Origin of the sequence: Mesorhizobium sp. M0437 (assembly GCF_040321335.1) — a bacterium.
Lineage (GTDB): Bacteria > Pseudomonadota > Alphaproteobacteria > Rhizobiales > Rhizobiaceae > Mesorhizobium.
In genome coordinates this window covers 21,217-34,552 of the sequence record NZ_JAMYRK010000004.1, presented here as the reverse complement: position 1 = coordinate 34,552, position 13,336 = coordinate 21,217, and the positions used below count along the sequence as shown (strand labels likewise).

The 13,336-nt window shown below is 62.6% G+C and carries 12 protein-coding genes; 2 read left to right on the top strand and 10 right to left on the bottom strand.

Annotated features, from left to right (window positions below; translation table 11 throughout):
• Window positions 1-14: 14 nt before the first annotated feature.
• On the bottom strand, window positions 15-1,391 hold the full coding sequence (locus NKI72_RS03835; protein WP_352849931.1) for an FAD-containing oxidoreductase: 1,377 nt from the start codon (window positions 1,389-1,391) through the stop codon (window positions 15-17).
• Window positions 1,388-1,849 (bottom strand): DUF4126 domain-containing protein, encoded by a 462-nt coding sequence (locus tag NKI72_RS03830; protein ID WP_352849930.1) that lies wholly within the window; start codon window positions 1,847-1,849, stop codon window positions 1,388-1,390. Before NKI72_RS03830 ends, NKI72_RS03835 begins: the two co-directional genes overlap by 4 nt.
• A gap of 147 nt (window positions 1,850-1,996) precedes the next feature.
• On the opposite strand from NKI72_RS03830, the gene NKI72_RS03825 reads away from it, so the two are divergent.
• The gene (locus tag NKI72_RS03825; RefSeq protein WP_352849929.1) at window positions 1,997-2,554 is read left to right on the top strand and encodes a sugar O-acetyltransferase; all 558 of its coding nucleotides are present in this window, start codon (window positions 1,997-1,999) and stop codon (window positions 2,552-2,554) included.
• A gap of 58 nt (window positions 2,555-2,612) precedes the next feature.
• On the opposite strand, the gene NKI72_RS03820 is transcribed toward NKI72_RS03825, so the two are convergent.
• From NKI72_RS03820 to NKI72_RS03810, 3 genes are all read right to left on the bottom strand, one after another.
• Complete coding sequence (locus tag NKI72_RS03820; protein WP_352849928.1) at window positions 2,613-3,122, bottom strand: RES family NAD+ phosphorylase; 510 nt, start codon at window positions 3,120-3,122, stop codon at window positions 2,613-2,615.
• Window positions 3,119-3,598, bottom strand: coding sequence for a type II RES/Xre toxin-antitoxin system antitoxin (gene parS, locus NKI72_RS03815; RefSeq protein ID WP_352849956.1), 480 nt, complete (start codon window positions 3,596-3,598; stop codon window positions 3,119-3,121). Before parS ends, NKI72_RS03820 begins: the two co-directional genes overlap by 4 nt.
• Window positions 3,599-3,785: 187 nt before the next feature.
• Window positions 3,786-4,775, bottom strand: a complete 990-nt coding sequence (locus NKI72_RS03810; protein ID WP_254819147.1) for a helix-turn-helix domain-containing protein — start codon at window positions 4,773-4,775, stop codon at window positions 3,786-3,788.
• A 128-nt stretch (window positions 4,776-4,903) separates the two neighbouring features.
• On the opposite strand from NKI72_RS03810, the gene NKI72_RS03805 reads away from it, so the two are divergent.
• Window positions 4,904-5,551 (top strand): cysteine hydrolase family protein, encoded by a 648-nt coding sequence (locus tag NKI72_RS03805; RefSeq protein ID WP_352849927.1) that lies wholly within the window; start codon window positions 4,904-4,906, stop codon window positions 5,549-5,551.
• Window positions 5,552-5,623: 72 nt separating this feature from the next.
• Here NKI72_RS03805 and NKI72_RS03800 read toward each other — a convergent pair whose 3' ends face one another.
• From NKI72_RS03800 to NKI72_RS03780, 5 genes are all read right to left on the bottom strand, one after another.
• Complete coding sequence (locus tag NKI72_RS03800) at window positions 5,624-7,303, bottom strand: formate--tetrahydrofolate ligase (RefSeq protein ID WP_352772531.1); 1,680 nt, start codon at window positions 7,301-7,303, stop codon at window positions 5,624-5,626.
• 307 nt (window positions 7,304-7,610) lie between these two features.
• Window positions 7,611-8,735 carry a DUF2333 family protein gene (locus tag NKI72_RS03795; RefSeq protein ID WP_352450540.1) on the bottom strand — a complete coding sequence of 375 codons (1,125 nt, stop codon included), beginning with the start codon at window positions 8,733-8,735 and terminating at the stop codon, window positions 7,611-7,613.
• 14 nt (window positions 8,736-8,749) lie between these two features.
• A complete protein-coding gene (locus NKI72_RS03790) occupies window positions 8,750-10,048 on the bottom strand; it encodes a DUF6638 family protein (protein WP_352683898.1) in 1,299 nt (432 codons plus the stop codon).
• A 198-nt stretch (window positions 10,049-10,246) separates the two neighbouring features.
• The gene (locus NKI72_RS03785; RefSeq protein WP_352849926.1) at window positions 10,247-12,157 is read right to left on the bottom strand and encodes an AAA family ATPase; all 1,911 of its coding nucleotides are present in this window, start codon (window positions 12,155-12,157) and stop codon (window positions 10,247-10,249) included.
• Between the two features lie 24 nt (window positions 12,158-12,181).
• Entirely contained in the window at window positions 12,182-13,327 is a 1,146-nt protein-coding gene (locus NKI72_RS03780; RefSeq protein WP_352849925.1) for a hypothetical protein, read from the bottom strand.
• Window positions 13,328-13,336: the final 9 nt, after the last annotated feature.

Here is a 13,336-nt window from a genome sequence, read left to right as displayed (position 1 = left end):
ATTCTACCCGGCCGTCACACCAGTGGCTTGAGTTCCTGGGCGATGGTCGGCAGAAGCTCCGAGACGTTCGGGTGGATGTGCACGGCGCGCGCCAGCGTGCTGACCGGCGCCTTGGCATACATCAGGTCGAGTACGCAGTGCACCGCCTCGTCGCCGCCCGGGCCGAGCACCGAACAGCCGAGGATCTCCTTGGTGTCGGCATCGACCAGGATCTTCATGAAGCCTTGCGTCTCACCTTTTTCGACGGCACGGCTGACGCGGGTCATTGGCCGCTGGCCGACCAGGGCGCGGCGGCCGGATTTCCTTACCGCGGCTTCGGTCATGCCGCAGCGGCCGAGTGGTGGGTCGATATAGAGCGCATAGGCCTCGATGCGGTCGCTGACCTTGCGCGGATCGTTGTCGAGCAGGTTGGCGGCGACGATCTCGTAATCGTTGTACGAGGTGTGGGTGAAGGCGCCCTTGCCGTTGCAGTCGCCCATCGCCCAGATGCCGGGCACGCTGGTGCGCAACTGGTCGTCGACGACGATGAAGCCGCGTTTGTCGACCTCGACGCCGGCTTTGTCGAGGCCGAGATCGTCGGTGTTTGGCGTGCGGCCGAGCGCCAGCAGCACATGCGAGCCGACCGCAGCCGCCTTGCCTGGCGAGAAGGTCACGGCGATTTCGTTGCCTCGCCTGGCGAAGCGGATGTCGTCGGCGCCGAGATGGACGGCAATGGCCTCGTTTTCGAGGATCGACAAAATGGCGTCCGAGACATCCTCGTCCTCGCGACCGATCAGACGCGGGCTTTTTTCGATGACCGTGACTTCGGAACCGAAGCGGCGGAACATCTGCGCGAATTCGAGCGAGACATAGCTGCCGCCGACGACGATGAGATGGCGCGGCAGCACGTCGAGATCCATCATCGAGGAATTGGTCAGGTAAGAGATGCCGTCGATGCCGGGCAGGTCGGGCACCGAGGCGCGCCCGCCGGTGTTGAGGAATATCTTTTCGGCGCTCAGCAGATCGTCGCCGACGCGCACCGTGTTGGCGCTTACGAAGCGCGCATGGCCGCGATAGAGCGTGCATTTGTCCATGCCGGCAATCCAGTCTTCGAGATTGCCGCGGGCGTCGTTGGAGACCTCGTCCTTGCGCGCCTTGATCGCCTTGTAGTTTACGCCGACGGGACCGGACAGCGTCACCCCGTAATCCGCGGCGGAGCGGGCGAGATGCGCGGCATAGGCGCTTGCCACCATCGTTTTGGTCGGCGTGCAGCCGGTGTTGACGCAAGTGCCACCGACCAGCTTTCGCTCGATCAGCGCCACGCTCATGCCGGCCGCATTCAGCCGGCCGGCGAGCGGTGGGCCGGCCTGCCCGGCACCGACGATAATAGCGTCGAATGTCTTTGCCGTCATGCCACCGCCGCCACGATCAGAAGCCCGCCGACGATCGCCACAGCGTCCTCGATGAAGGCGGCCGGCGGGTCCTTGCCGAAGGCGGCGGCCAGACGTTTACGCGCCTCGGCGCCGCCCAGCGTGCCGATCACCGCGCCAACGGCGCCGGCGATCAGGCCGCCGATGGTGGCGCCGCCGGTCGCGCCGATCACCGCGCCGGTGAAAGCGCCCAAGACGATGCGCGTGCCGAATTGCTGCGGCACCTTGCGGCTCGGCGCCAAGGGCAGCTGGTCGGTGACCAGTTCGGCGATGGCCAGGATGGTGAAGATGCCGACGGCGATCCAGTGGCCCATGAAGCTCGCCCAGGTGTCCGCGACCGGCAACCAGCCAAGCCAGGCGCCCCAGGCGACGGCGGCGGGCGCGGTCATGGCGCGAAGCCCGGCAACGATGCCAATCAGGAGTGCAAAAATGTACAGCATGATTGATCCCTCGATGGCCGGCTTGGGACAGGTCCGAGAGAGCAAGCTACCATAGGTCCGGTATTTGACCAGAGGTGGTGTCGCCGCCGGCGCTTCCGTATTTGCAGCACTTGTGCTTTGGCAAAGATTGAGACTGGAGTTGCGGCCATGGCCGAAAGCGAACGCACGAAAATGGCGGCGGGCGAGTGGTATTGCTGCCTCGATCCGGAACTGGAGGCGTTGCGTATCACGGCGCGAGACGCGGTGTTCGAGCACAACAGCCTGCCGCCCCGGCAGCGTCGCGACATCGGGCCTGGATTGCGGACGCTGCTCGGCGCTGCGGGCGAGGGCGCCCGGATCGAGGCGCAGTTCCACTGCGCCTATGGCTTCAACATCTTTCTCGGCGACCGCGTTTTTCTCAATGCCGGCTGCATCATTCTCGACACGGCGCCAGTGCGCATCGGTAAGGGAACGCTGCTCGGCCCGAATGTGCAGATCTATTGCGCCGAGCACCACAAGGAGGCTGCCGGGCGACGGGCAGGGCTGGAGATCGCCAAGCCGGTCGAGATCGGCGACAATGCCTGGATCGGCGGCAGTGCCGTCATCCTCGGCGGAGTCAGGATCGGCGATGGCGCCATCGTCGGCGCCGGTGCTGTGGTGACGCGCGACGTCGCGGCGAACACCACGGTGGTCGGCAATCCGGCACGGGTAATCAGCAACAACTGAGCACCGTGCTTCTGTTGCCGGTCACGTCCTCGTTCTGATGGACATGGGGGCGGCTATGTCACTTGGCCGGAGGTGGATGCAACCGTGTGTCGAGCGCAAACGCCTCCTGGGTCTTCATGGCGTATGCCCCTCTGGCGAGGCTCGCGTCGAAGATCAGGTTCCAGCTACGCTGCGATACGGCGCTCGGAATCACCACGAACCGGTGCCGTTGCAGAAGATCGTCGCCAAACGCCTGTTGTCCGGAGCTCGGAATGCCAGGGCGCAACCACTTGGGGTTGGGCACGGGGGCGGGGTCGACGATATGCACATCCGCGACATCGCTGACGATTGCTGCCGTCATGACATGCGCAATCGTGTCGAGCGCCCTGAAGCCCTTATGGACCGCAACCTCGAGGATCGCAGTCGACGGATCGATCGAGCAGTAGACGGCGCGCACGCCCTTGCTGTTCCAGCGTCCGCCCACCCTGTATGCGCCCTCGCCACTATCCCATGTAGGCGCAAACGCGGCTTGATCGAGGCGCCATCCGATGAGGTCGGAGCCACCAAGCGCCGCCGGCAGCGGCGTCATGCATAAACGCCATATTCAAGCCGTTCCAGATAGTCTTCTACAAGCTCGATCCCCGCCGGCGTCGCCAGAAGGTCGATTGGACGACGCTGGTCTAGCCCAATCGCCGGGCGCTCCAGCCATTGCTCTGCCTCCGCCTGCGAACCGAACACGTCGGTAGCTTTCGACAGGATCTCCGCGAACTTCCAGGTTCGTCCGCTCTGGTCCTGATTGAGAGGCTTGGACGGAGCATCCTTGCGGCGCTGGTAGGTGCGCAGGCTCATGCCGACGGCCTTCTCCAGCGAATCGGTCTTCTGGATGAAGACGAGTTGCCCGATAAGATGGTCCAGCGCTGAAGCCGGCAGGCCGTGCAGAAGCAACTCGTGAGCATCCAAAGCGCTGCTGAGGCGCCTTGCCAGAATGCGGCTGCCGCCTAGCAATCTCGCCACCTTCTGAAGTTCATTGTTTTTTGCTGCTGGCGCAGCCTTTTCCAATGCCATCGCGACGGCGAGCCCTCTTCGCGTCATCTGTCACTTTAATATATGACAGATGACGCAAGGCCTTTCAAGCACGACAAGATCGAGAGCAGGGCAATCGCTTCGAGAGAAAAGATAGCCTACTCGGGCCAGCTGGCAGTCCAGCGTGGGCACTGAAGCGATTGCCCTGGAATCGAGCGCGAGCCGAATTTCACCTCGGCATGTGCGCCACGCGCTCCTCCTGAGCACTCTTCGAGAATTCGCGCCGGTACTGCGCCGGCGAGGTTCTGAGGCGCGCTGCGAAATGCTGGCGCAGCGAGGTGGCGCTGCCGAAGCCGGCCTCGAAGGCAACCGTGTCCATCGATTTTTCCGTTGCTTCCAGCAGCCGTTGCGCCAGCTGGACGCGCTGGTCGGTCAGCCAGTCGCCGAAACTGGTGCCGATCGTTTTCTGGAAACGGCGCGTGAACGTCCGGCGGGTGAGGCCGGCGTGACCGGCAACGCTGTCCAGACTGTGCGGCTCACCCAGGGTTTTGCGCACCGCTTCGAGAGCCTGGGTAAAGCGGTCCGCATTGCCGGTCCTGGCGATGGGACGTTCGATGAATTGCGCCTGCCCGCCCTGCCTGTGCGGAGAAAGCACAATCTGCCGGGCAAGGCGAAGTGCCGCCTCCGCGCCGTAACGAGCCCGTACGACGTGCAGGCAGCAGTCGAGCCCGGCGGCGACGCCGGCGGATGTCACGACATCGCCATTGTCGATGTAGAGCACTTCCGGTTCGACGAGAATGTCGGGATAGAGTTCCTGCAGCTGATCCGCGTAGGCCCAGTGCGTCGCCGCTCGCCGCCCCGAAAGCAGTCCGGTCGCCGCAACAGCGAACGTTCCCAAGCACAGTCCGACGATCAGCGCGCCGCGCTCGTGCGCGCCAAGCAACGCGTCGATCAATGCCGCTGGAGGCGAGCTCCCGAGATCTTTCCAGCTTGGCACGATGACGATGTCGGCGTCATCGAGCGCGGAAAGCCCGTGCGGGACGCTGATGGTCAGACCGGCATCGGTGCGGATCGGCCCGTCCTCAATCGCGCAGACCCGGAAGTCGAAGCGCGGCAGGCCGAGCTCCGTGCGATCCGCGCCGAACACGAGACACGGCACGGAGAGATGAAACGGGCTGATGCCATCGAAGGCGATGGCGGCAACGGCAGGATCGGTCATGGGAGCTCCAGCAACGGGTGAGGCCGATTGTCCCAATTCTTTCGAATAATGTCAATCGGGACACTTTTTGCAATCCGGTGCCGAGCTTATCGTCCGCCCATCAATGTCCAACGGGAAAGGAAAACCCCATGTCGCAACCAGCCAAAGGCAAAGCTCCACGCCGCGCCCTCATCGTCATCGATGTTCAAAACGACTATGACGGCGGCAACCTCGCCATCCAGCATCCGCCGTTCCGCGACAGCGTCGTCAATGTGGCGCGAGCGATGGATGCGGCCACCGAGGCAGGCGTCAAGGTGGTGGTCATCAAACAGTTGGCGCCGGAAACCTCACCGGTCTTCGCCAAGGGCAGCCATGGCGCCGAGTTGCACCCGGAAATCGCTAGGCGAAACCGCGACCACTACATCGAAAAGAACTTGCCCAGCGCCTTCACCGGCACGGACCTCGAGGAGTGGCTGCGCGCCAACTCTATCGATACGGTCACAGTCATCGGCTACATGACGCACAATTGCGATCTGTCGACGGTCATCCACGCCGTGCATATGGGCTTCGAGGTGGAGTTCCTGTCGGACGCAACGGGGTCGTTGCCGTACGCCAACAGCGCCGGTTACGCTTCGGGGGAGGAAATCCATCGCGTCGTGACGATCATCCTGCAGTCGCGCTTCGCGGCCGTTCTCAAAACCGCCGAGTGGATCGATTGCCTGAAGACCGGCGTGGTACCCCAGCACGACACACCCTATGCCTCCAACCAGCGCGCGCTGGCGCGAAGCGCGGCGTAGGAGACTGTCGCGAACAGGCAGAAGGACGCCGCAGCGTTGCGGCGCCCTTTGCCGTTCAAGCGTTGATTATCCCTAAAACAGGCCTTCGATCTGGCCCATTTCGTTCAGGAAAATCTTTTCCGAGGATGGCGCTTTGGGCAGGCCGGGCATGGTCATCACCTCGCCGCAGATGATGACGACGAAGCCGGCGCCGGCAGACAGCCTGACCTCGCGCACCGGCACGGTGTGGCCGGTCGGCGCGCCGCGCAGATTCGGATCGGTGGAGAAGGAATATTGCGTCTTGGCCATGCAGACCGGCAAATGACCGTAGCCGGCGTGCTCCCAGGCGTGGAGCTGGTCGCGCACCGATTTGTCGGCGATCGCTTCGGAACCGCGATAGATGCGCTGGACGATGGTGTTGATCTTCTCGAACAGCGGCATGGCGTCGGGATACAGCGGGGCAAATTGCGACGCGCCGGATTCGGCCAACGCCACGACTCTTTTGGCCAGTTCCTCGATACCGGCCGATCCCTGGGCCCAGTGCTTGCACAGGATCGCCTCTTCGCCCATCGAGGCGACGTAGTCCTTCATCGCCTGGATCTCGGCCTCTGTGTCGGAGTAGAAATGGTTGATGGCGACCACAGCCGGCACACCGAACTGGCGGATGTTCTCGATGTGGCGGCCGAGATTCGCACATCCCTTCTTGACCGCCTCGACGTTCTCCTTGCCGAGGTCCTCCTTCTTGACGCCGCCATTCATCTTCATGGCGCGAACCGTGGCGACGATGACCGCCGCGGCGGGCCTCAGGCCGGCCTTGCGGCATTTGATGTCGAAGAACTTTTCGGCACCGAGATCGGCGCCGAAACCGGCTTCGGTGACGACGTAGTCGGCAAGCTTCAGCGCCGTCGTCGTGGCAACGACTGAGTTGCAGCCATGCGCGATGTTGGCGAAGGGGCCGCCATGGACGAAAGCCGGGTTGTTCTCCAGCGTCTGCACGAGATTGGGCTGCATGGCGTCCTTCAAGAGTACGGCCATCGCACCGTCGGCCTTGAGGTCGCGCGCATAGACGGCCGACTTGTCGCGGCGATAGGCGACGATGATGTCGCCGAGGCGCCTTTCCAGGTCCTTCAGGTCGGTCGACAGGCACAGGATGGCCATGACTTCCGAGGCGACTGTGATGTCGAAACCGGCCTCGCGCGGGAAACCGTTGGCGACGCCGCCGAGCGAACAGATGATCTCGCGCAGCGACCGGTCGTTCATGTCCATGACGCGGCGCCAGACGACGCGGCGGGTATCGATGCCGAGCTCGTTGCCCCAGTAGATGTGGTTGTCGATCAGCGCCGACAGCAGATTATGGGCGGTGGTGATGGCGTGGAAATCGCCGGTGAAGTGGAGGTTCATGTCCTCCATCGGCACAACCTGCGCGTAGCCACCGCCGGCGGCACCGCCCTTGACGCCGAAATTCGGTCCGAGTGAAGCCTCACGGATGCAGACGATGGCCTTCTTGCCGATGCGGTTGAGGCCATCGCCCAAGCCCACCGTCGTCGTCGTCTTGCCTTCGCCGGCCGGTGTCGGGTTGATGGCGGTGACGAGGATCAGCTTGCCATCCTTGTTGCCCTTCACCGACTTGATGAACTCGGCCGAGATCTTCGCCTTGTCGTGGCCGTAGGGCAGAAGATGTTCGCTCGGAATGCCGATCTTCTGGCCGATCTCCTGGATCTGCTTCTTCCTGGCGCCGCGCGCGATCTCGATGTCGGACTTCACTTCGGCCATGGACGACTTCCCTCTGAATTGGACGGATTTGACTAGTGTGGTCGCAAGAATAGCCCGGCATTGCAGGCGCGGGCATGTTCTACCCCTGTCGCTGCCGCGGCGTCAACTTTCATGCAACTATGTTTCCTACGAAGAAAATGCCTCTGCGGCCGGCTGCCCTGCCACAGGTTCTTTTCGCGCCGGTTGCCGCGCCGTATAGAAGCCAGAGCAGGCGCGGTTCCGCCGTCTCAAAACAGCCGCGTAATACGCGAAAAGCGACAGAAGCAACGGCGCAAATTCACCAGCGCCGGCTGTGCGGGACGATCCGCTACTGCGTCAGCACGTTGCTGATCTCGACCATGTTCGAGCGCACCCTGAGTATGTAAAAACCCATCGTCGTCAGATGTGTCGGCAACAGCCAGCCGTCCTCGCGGCCATTGGCGATGATGAAGGGCTGGATGCGCAGTGCCGAGACGAACTGCGCGTCCATCGTATCCCACAGGTTCTGCAGGTGCTTTTCCTTGATGACGTCCTCGAAGTCGGCCTGTGCGCCCTTCATCAGCCCGTAATAGGCATAGAGCTGGCCATAGGCGAACCAGAAGCGGTCGTCGGCGCGAGTGTCGAACCAGCCATTATTGTGGTTTTCGGCACGCTCCTTGAGGATCGCCGAGGTCGAACCGATGTCGGACGAGATGCGGTCGATATACTGCTTGAGATTGTCAGCGCGGGCATCGAACGTCGCCTGGCAGGCTGCGAGGCGGGCGTTGAAGGAACGCAGCTTGCGCACCGCGTCGCGATAGTAGCTCGGCGTCGGCGTCTTGGGGCCGAACGGGTTCAAGCCGAAATACCAGGTTTCCTCGTCGAACTGCAGATTGCCGCGGGCATCCTGCAGGTCGGCGTCGATCTGCGAGGTGGTGCGGACGCGGCCGAGATTATCGGCAAGCTCGGTCGCCGTGCGCCGCACCGCCTGGTTGATGCCGCGCTGGAACGAAGCCTTGTTGTCCATGAACGGCGTGTGATCCCAGTCGATGCCGAACAGGCCGAGCTTGTAAAGAATCATCGACGACACCCAGGCATTCTGGTTGACGTTGAAGTCGGTCAGGTCGGCCGCAACCTGGGCAATGGCTGAATTTCCGCAGGTCTTGGCCGTGTCGGTGCCGGCGCCGGCGGAAACCTGTTCACCGGCGGAGCTGTTGCGTTTTTCGAACGTGTATTTGTCGACGTAATTCGGGTCGAAATTGTTCCACCACTGGGTGGCGTAGAAGAAGTTGACATAGAGACCGATCAGCACGAGCACAGCCAGGCCGAGCACCGCCTTCAGGATCCAGCCGCGTTGCGTGTACCAGCGCCCCGCCCACAGGAACGGCCACAGGATCGCGCCGATGAGCAGGCCGATGCCGCGGCCAATCCACTGGAAAATCCGGGTGAAGAAACTCACGATCGGATCAAGCATGGCGATGTCACCCCTCAGTCAGTCAAGCCGTAGAGGCGTGTGCGAAACGCCACCTTGTCCTTCAGATATGTGGTTTTCAGAACGTCCACAACATGCGATCGCCAGGCGTCGCTGAAGCCCTCATAGTCCCTGTAGAAGCCCGGCTTGTTGAAGACGTAACGCGAAACGAAGTCCTGCGGCACGAAGTCCGAGATCAGCTGGTTGGTCAGCCAGGCGTCGGCATGGTCCGGCTTGGCGCGGATGACCAGGAAGCGCTGCTGCGGGAACACGTCCTCGATCTTGAGATGGCCGAGCTGGGCGATCTCGCGTTTGGCGGCGTTGAGGAAGGGAAAATTGCCGTCCCTGGTGATCAGATCGGTATGGCCGTGGATCCAGGTCTGCAGCCAGACCTTGTCGACGTCGGTCAGATTGCGGTCGGGATCGGCGTCGCGGATCAGCGCGCGCACCACCATTTCGGCGCGATGCTCGAGATAACCGGAGGTTTCGATCCATGAGGCGCGCGGCAGCTCGATGCGGCCGGTCGAGGCGAGGAACTTGAACACCTTGTCGGCATCGTGGATCGAAAGGTAACTCACCTGCCACGGCCGCGAGCGGCGGAAACCGGGCGCTGCGGGGTCGCTGATCACCGTCGTCACGTCGGGATCGACGAACACATAGAGCCCGCCGAAATGGCTGGTCCAATAGGCATTGTGACGGAAGATCACCTGGTCCGGCACCAGCGCATTCTCGCGGATGTCGCCGCAGACCTTCGCCAGCTCGACCATGTGGGCCAGCATGGCGTTGTCGCGCCAGGCATCCGGCTCCTGCTTCAGCCGGTCGACCAGCTTGCCGAGCTCGGCGGCCTTGCCGAGCACATCCTCGGCCGACAGCACCTTGAACTCGACCTGGTTGATCGACAGCAGGTCCTCGATGTCGTCGACCTTGGGGACCGAATCCTCGATCTCGCCGTAGATGACGTCCTTGATCGTCAGCGCATCGATGGCGCGCTGGTTCTTGGACATGAACTCGTACATCAGCAGCGAGGTGTTGGAGAACGCCGTGTGCACCACCGGCAGGTCGATCTGCGACGGCGTCAGGATGATGAAGCGGCGGTTGACCTCGTTCGGATCGAGGTAGCTGTAGTCGCCGCATTCCTCGGCGACCTGCGGCGAGAAGCCAGTGCGGTCGATCTCGAAGCTTCTCAACTTGGTCGGCTTCAAGCCGAACGCGACCATCGCCTTGTTGTAGCGCTGGATCAGGTGCGGCTCGTCGATCGTCAGCAGCCGGCCGTAGATCAGCTCGTTGTCGCGCAACAGATCGGGTTTCTTGGCCATTATTCCTTCTCCGCGTTCACGGGGAGACGGTGCCCGAAGGGCGGATGAGGGGCGCGAACGCTCCTTCTCCCCTTGTGGGAGAAGGTGGCCGAGCGAAGCTCGGTCGGATGAGGGGTGTTCCAGCTTGACGAATACCCCTCATCCGTCGCCTTCGACGCCACCTTCTCCCACAAGGGGAGAAGGTGGCGTCGGCGCATCTCACGCATTCCACAGCCCCTTTTTCTTCAACCCCTCGATCTCGCGGACGGCACGCTCCCGCAGACGGGTGTCGCGGATCATCTTGGTCACCGCCGCATCATCGGACTTGTCGGAATAGCGGAATTCGGAATCCGCATAGCGGTTGATCTCCTGCATGACCATGTCCATCGAGAATGGCCCGCGCAGCTCCTCGATCATCGCTTTCTTGTCGTCGTAACCCTTGTGCATGAAGGCTTCCGGCTTTTCGAACCACTCCTCCGGCAATTCGATGTCCATGGCGCGCATCTTGATGGCATCGGTAACGTTCTTGATGGCGCGGCCGGTAAAGCGCGGCTCGGCATCCTTGATCAAGTGCAGATAGGTGCCGATGTCAGCCATCGTCTTCGGCGCGCCATTCTCCTTCATGTAGCGCTCATAGACCTTCATCAGCCCGTCTTCCTGCGGCTTTTCATGCTCCTCGTAGGCTTCCATCACCGCGCGCTGGATTTCCTGGGCAGCGTAGAGCTTGTGCTCGCCGAGCGGGATCTTGTGGTTCTTGCCGGCGAGCAGAACGAAGATGTCGATGTAGTCGTCGCGGCTCTGCGGGCCATCGACCAGCCAGCGCGCGCCGGCGCGCTGGCGCAATGCGTCGTCGACGTTCTCGGGATAGTTGGAAAACATGCCGAACGAGCAGTTGCCGCGCACCACGGTCGCCGCACCTCCAAAGGCGTCCATAAGCACACCGGTGATTTCCTGCTGGCCGGCCGAGGCGCGGTCGTCGGACCGGCGTGCCGCCACCTGGTCGATATCGTCGATGGTGCCGAAGCCGATGACGCGCGGGTTCAGCACATTGTTGATGAACTGTCGGCAGTTCTGGCCCGACTTGCCCTGGTAGGAGGAGATCTGGTCGACGCCGAAATTCTCGTAAGCGAAGGGATAGCCGGCGACCTGGCAATAACCATTGAGAAGACCGGCGATCATCTGGATCAAGGTTGTCTTGCCGGTGCCGGGCGCGCCATCGCCGATAAAGGTGAACAGGAAGCCGCCGAGCTCGACGAACGGGTTCAGCTCGCGCTCGAAGTCGTAGGCCATCAGCATCTTGGCAAGCTTGACTGACTGGTATTTGGCGATGTGGTTGCCGACGACCTCTTCCGGTTTTTTGAAGGTCATCACCAGCGGCTTTGCCCGCTTACCCGGCGCGACGTCGAAGCCGTCAAGGGTAAAATCGTCGACGTCGATGCGGATATGCGCGTTCTCGAACGGACCGATGCCGTCGAAGCGGCCCTTTCGCGCCAACAGCCCGTCGATGGCGACGCGGGCAAAGGCGCGGGCGCGGGTCATCAGGTCGGCATCGTCCTTCGAACCTGCTATCGCCCTGTCGAGCCCGGCCACGATCGACTTCACCGCATCCTGTGGCGTGTCGAACAGAAAGTCCGGCTCGGGCGTGTCGTTCGGCGCCTCGCCGTCGCTGTCGATCAGCTGGAACAAATAGGAGGCAAGGCTGAAGGCGGAGATGTAGGCAGAGGCCGACAGCAGCTTCTTGAAGGTGGCAGCTTCATCGCCTTCGAGCGGCGAGCGGGCGTTTTTCGCCTGCAGACTTTCGAGGTCCGAGCCCTCGGCGAAGACATCCGATATGGCCAGCGCTATCGCTGTGCCGCGCCGGGCGCGAAACAACAGCGTGTGCTGCGGGATGGTCAGCAACTGGTCGTCGGAATGGACGGCGGCGACGGTTTTGGAGAGCTCGACCTCGCGCGTGCGGCGCACCGAGCCGACCGAGACGGTAGAGACGAAGCGGCGGTTGGTGCCGGCAAGCGCGGTGCCGGACTCGCGCGATGGGTCCTCCAGCACGACGATGCGGGTGATGAAACTTTGCGCAGTGGCACGGTGCTTTTCAATTGCCGCTTCCGGGATGGTGGTCAGGCCGGTGTCCATGGAGGATGCTCCGCGATTTGACGGTCAGACGTCGCTGATGACCTGCCCTTTGGACAGGATGTGGACCTTGTAGCCCGAAAAGATCTTCTGCGCCTCGCCGGCGGCATAGAGCGCCTGATAGGCCTCGTGCGGAATCAGCGCATGGTTCTCGTAGTTGGACACGCCTTGCCGCGCGGCCTCGAGATCGTCGGTATTGATGAAGAATTCCTGTGTCGTCTTTTCGCTCGAAAACAGCCCCTTGCGGCCTGGCTTTTCGGCCTTGGAAAAGACCTCCTGGATGGTCCAGGTCAGCAGCCAGGCGTTTTCCGGCTTGCGCACCTTGGCCAGCACTTCGCTCACCGTCGAATTGTTGTCGGTAATCCCTGCAGAATAGAACGGGCCGAGCACGACGCGACGCAGCTGCTTGGGATGCAGCGGCTCGAAATCCTTGTCGAGGTTGACCGCGATGGTCGCCGGCGACAGCGCGTAGGCGGAATTCTTCTCGGTGAAATCGTCGAAACGATGGGCAAGCTCGGGATTGAGCAAGCCGTCGACCGGCAGCGGAATGTCGACCCTCTCATTAAGTTTGCCACCGGAGTCGACAAGCTGCCGGATCATGTCGTCCGAGGAATCCTCAACCGTCACCATATACACAAGCGGCAGGTTGGCGCTGCCGTCGAAGCAGGCCCAGTGAACCAGATAATAGGGCCGCAGCGTCTTCGGATTGACCGACACCTTGACCGTCTGCGCCAGCGTGAACGGGCCGAAGGTGGTCTCGCTCTTGACATCCTCGAGGTAAAGCCGCTCGGCCATCGACTTCTGCAGCGCTTCGGGGAATTCCTTGTGGCGCAGGATGAAGTCGGCCATTTCCTCGCGCAGCTCGCTGGCCGAAGGGATGACGGCGAGACGGCCGTCGGCCTGGAGACGGTCGTTTTCCAGTTCGAGCAGGTTCTGGAAGACCGGAAAACCGCTTTCGGCGCGCGAGATGCGGAACGTCTCGGTGAAGCCCAGCCGGTTGCGCCAGCACGAGAACGACTTGTCGAGCCGCGCAATATATTCGGCGACGACCTTGGCAACGATGCCGTGCCGGTAGAGCGGCGAGCGATCGTCGCGCATGAACACTTCGAGGCCGCCAAGTGCCGCCGCGATCGCCGAGAAATAACGCGCCGCAGCTTCGTTTTCGGGGGTCATGCTGCCAGC

Excerpts from the sequence above, each read along its gene's own strand:
- parS (WP_352849956.1), bottom strand. The coding sequence starts at position 3,598 with ATGGCATTGGAAAAGGCTGCGCCAGCAGCAAAAAACAATGAACTTCAG.
- NKI72_RS03785 (WP_352849926.1), bottom strand. The coding sequence starts at position 12,157 with ATGGACACCGGCCTGACCACCATCCCGGAAGCGGCAATTGAAAAGCAC.
- NKI72_RS03805 (WP_352849927.1), top strand. The coding sequence starts at position 4,904 with ATGTCGCAACCAGCCAAAGGCAAAGCTCCACGCCGCGCCCTCATCGTC.
- NKI72_RS03835 (WP_352849931.1), bottom strand. The coding sequence starts at position 1,391 with ATGACGGCAAAGACATTCGACGCTATTATCGTCGGTGCCGGGCAGGCC.
- NKI72_RS03830 (WP_352849930.1), bottom strand. The coding sequence starts at position 1,849 with ATGCTGTACATTTTTGCACTCCTGATTGGCATCGTTGCCGGGCTTCGC.
- NKI72_RS03800 (WP_352772531.1), bottom strand. The coding sequence starts at position 7,303 with ATGGCCGAAGTGAAGTCCGACATCGAGATCGCGCGCGGCGCCAGGAAG.
- NKI72_RS03820 (WP_352849928.1), bottom strand. The coding sequence starts at position 3,122 with ATGACGCCGCTGCCGGCGGCGCTTGGTGGCTCCGACCTCATCGGATGG.
- NKI72_RS03780 (WP_352849925.1), bottom strand. The coding sequence starts at position 13,327 with ATGACCCCCGAAAACGAAGCTGCGGCGCGTTATTTCTCGGCGATCGCG.
- NKI72_RS03790 (WP_352683898.1), bottom strand. The coding sequence starts at position 10,048 with ATGGCCAAGAAACCCGATCTGTTGCGCGACAACGAGCTGATCTACGGC.
- NKI72_RS03825 (WP_352849929.1), top strand. The coding sequence starts at position 1,997 with ATGGCCGAAAGCGAACGCACGAAAATGGCGGCGGGCGAGTGGTATTGC.
- NKI72_RS03810 (WP_254819147.1), bottom strand. The coding sequence starts at position 4,775 with ATGACCGATCCTGCCGTTGCCGCCATCGCCTTCGATGGCATCAGCCCG.
- NKI72_RS03795 (WP_352450540.1), bottom strand. The coding sequence starts at position 8,735 with ATGCTTGATCCGATCGTGAGTTTCTTCACCCGGATTTTCCAGTGGATT.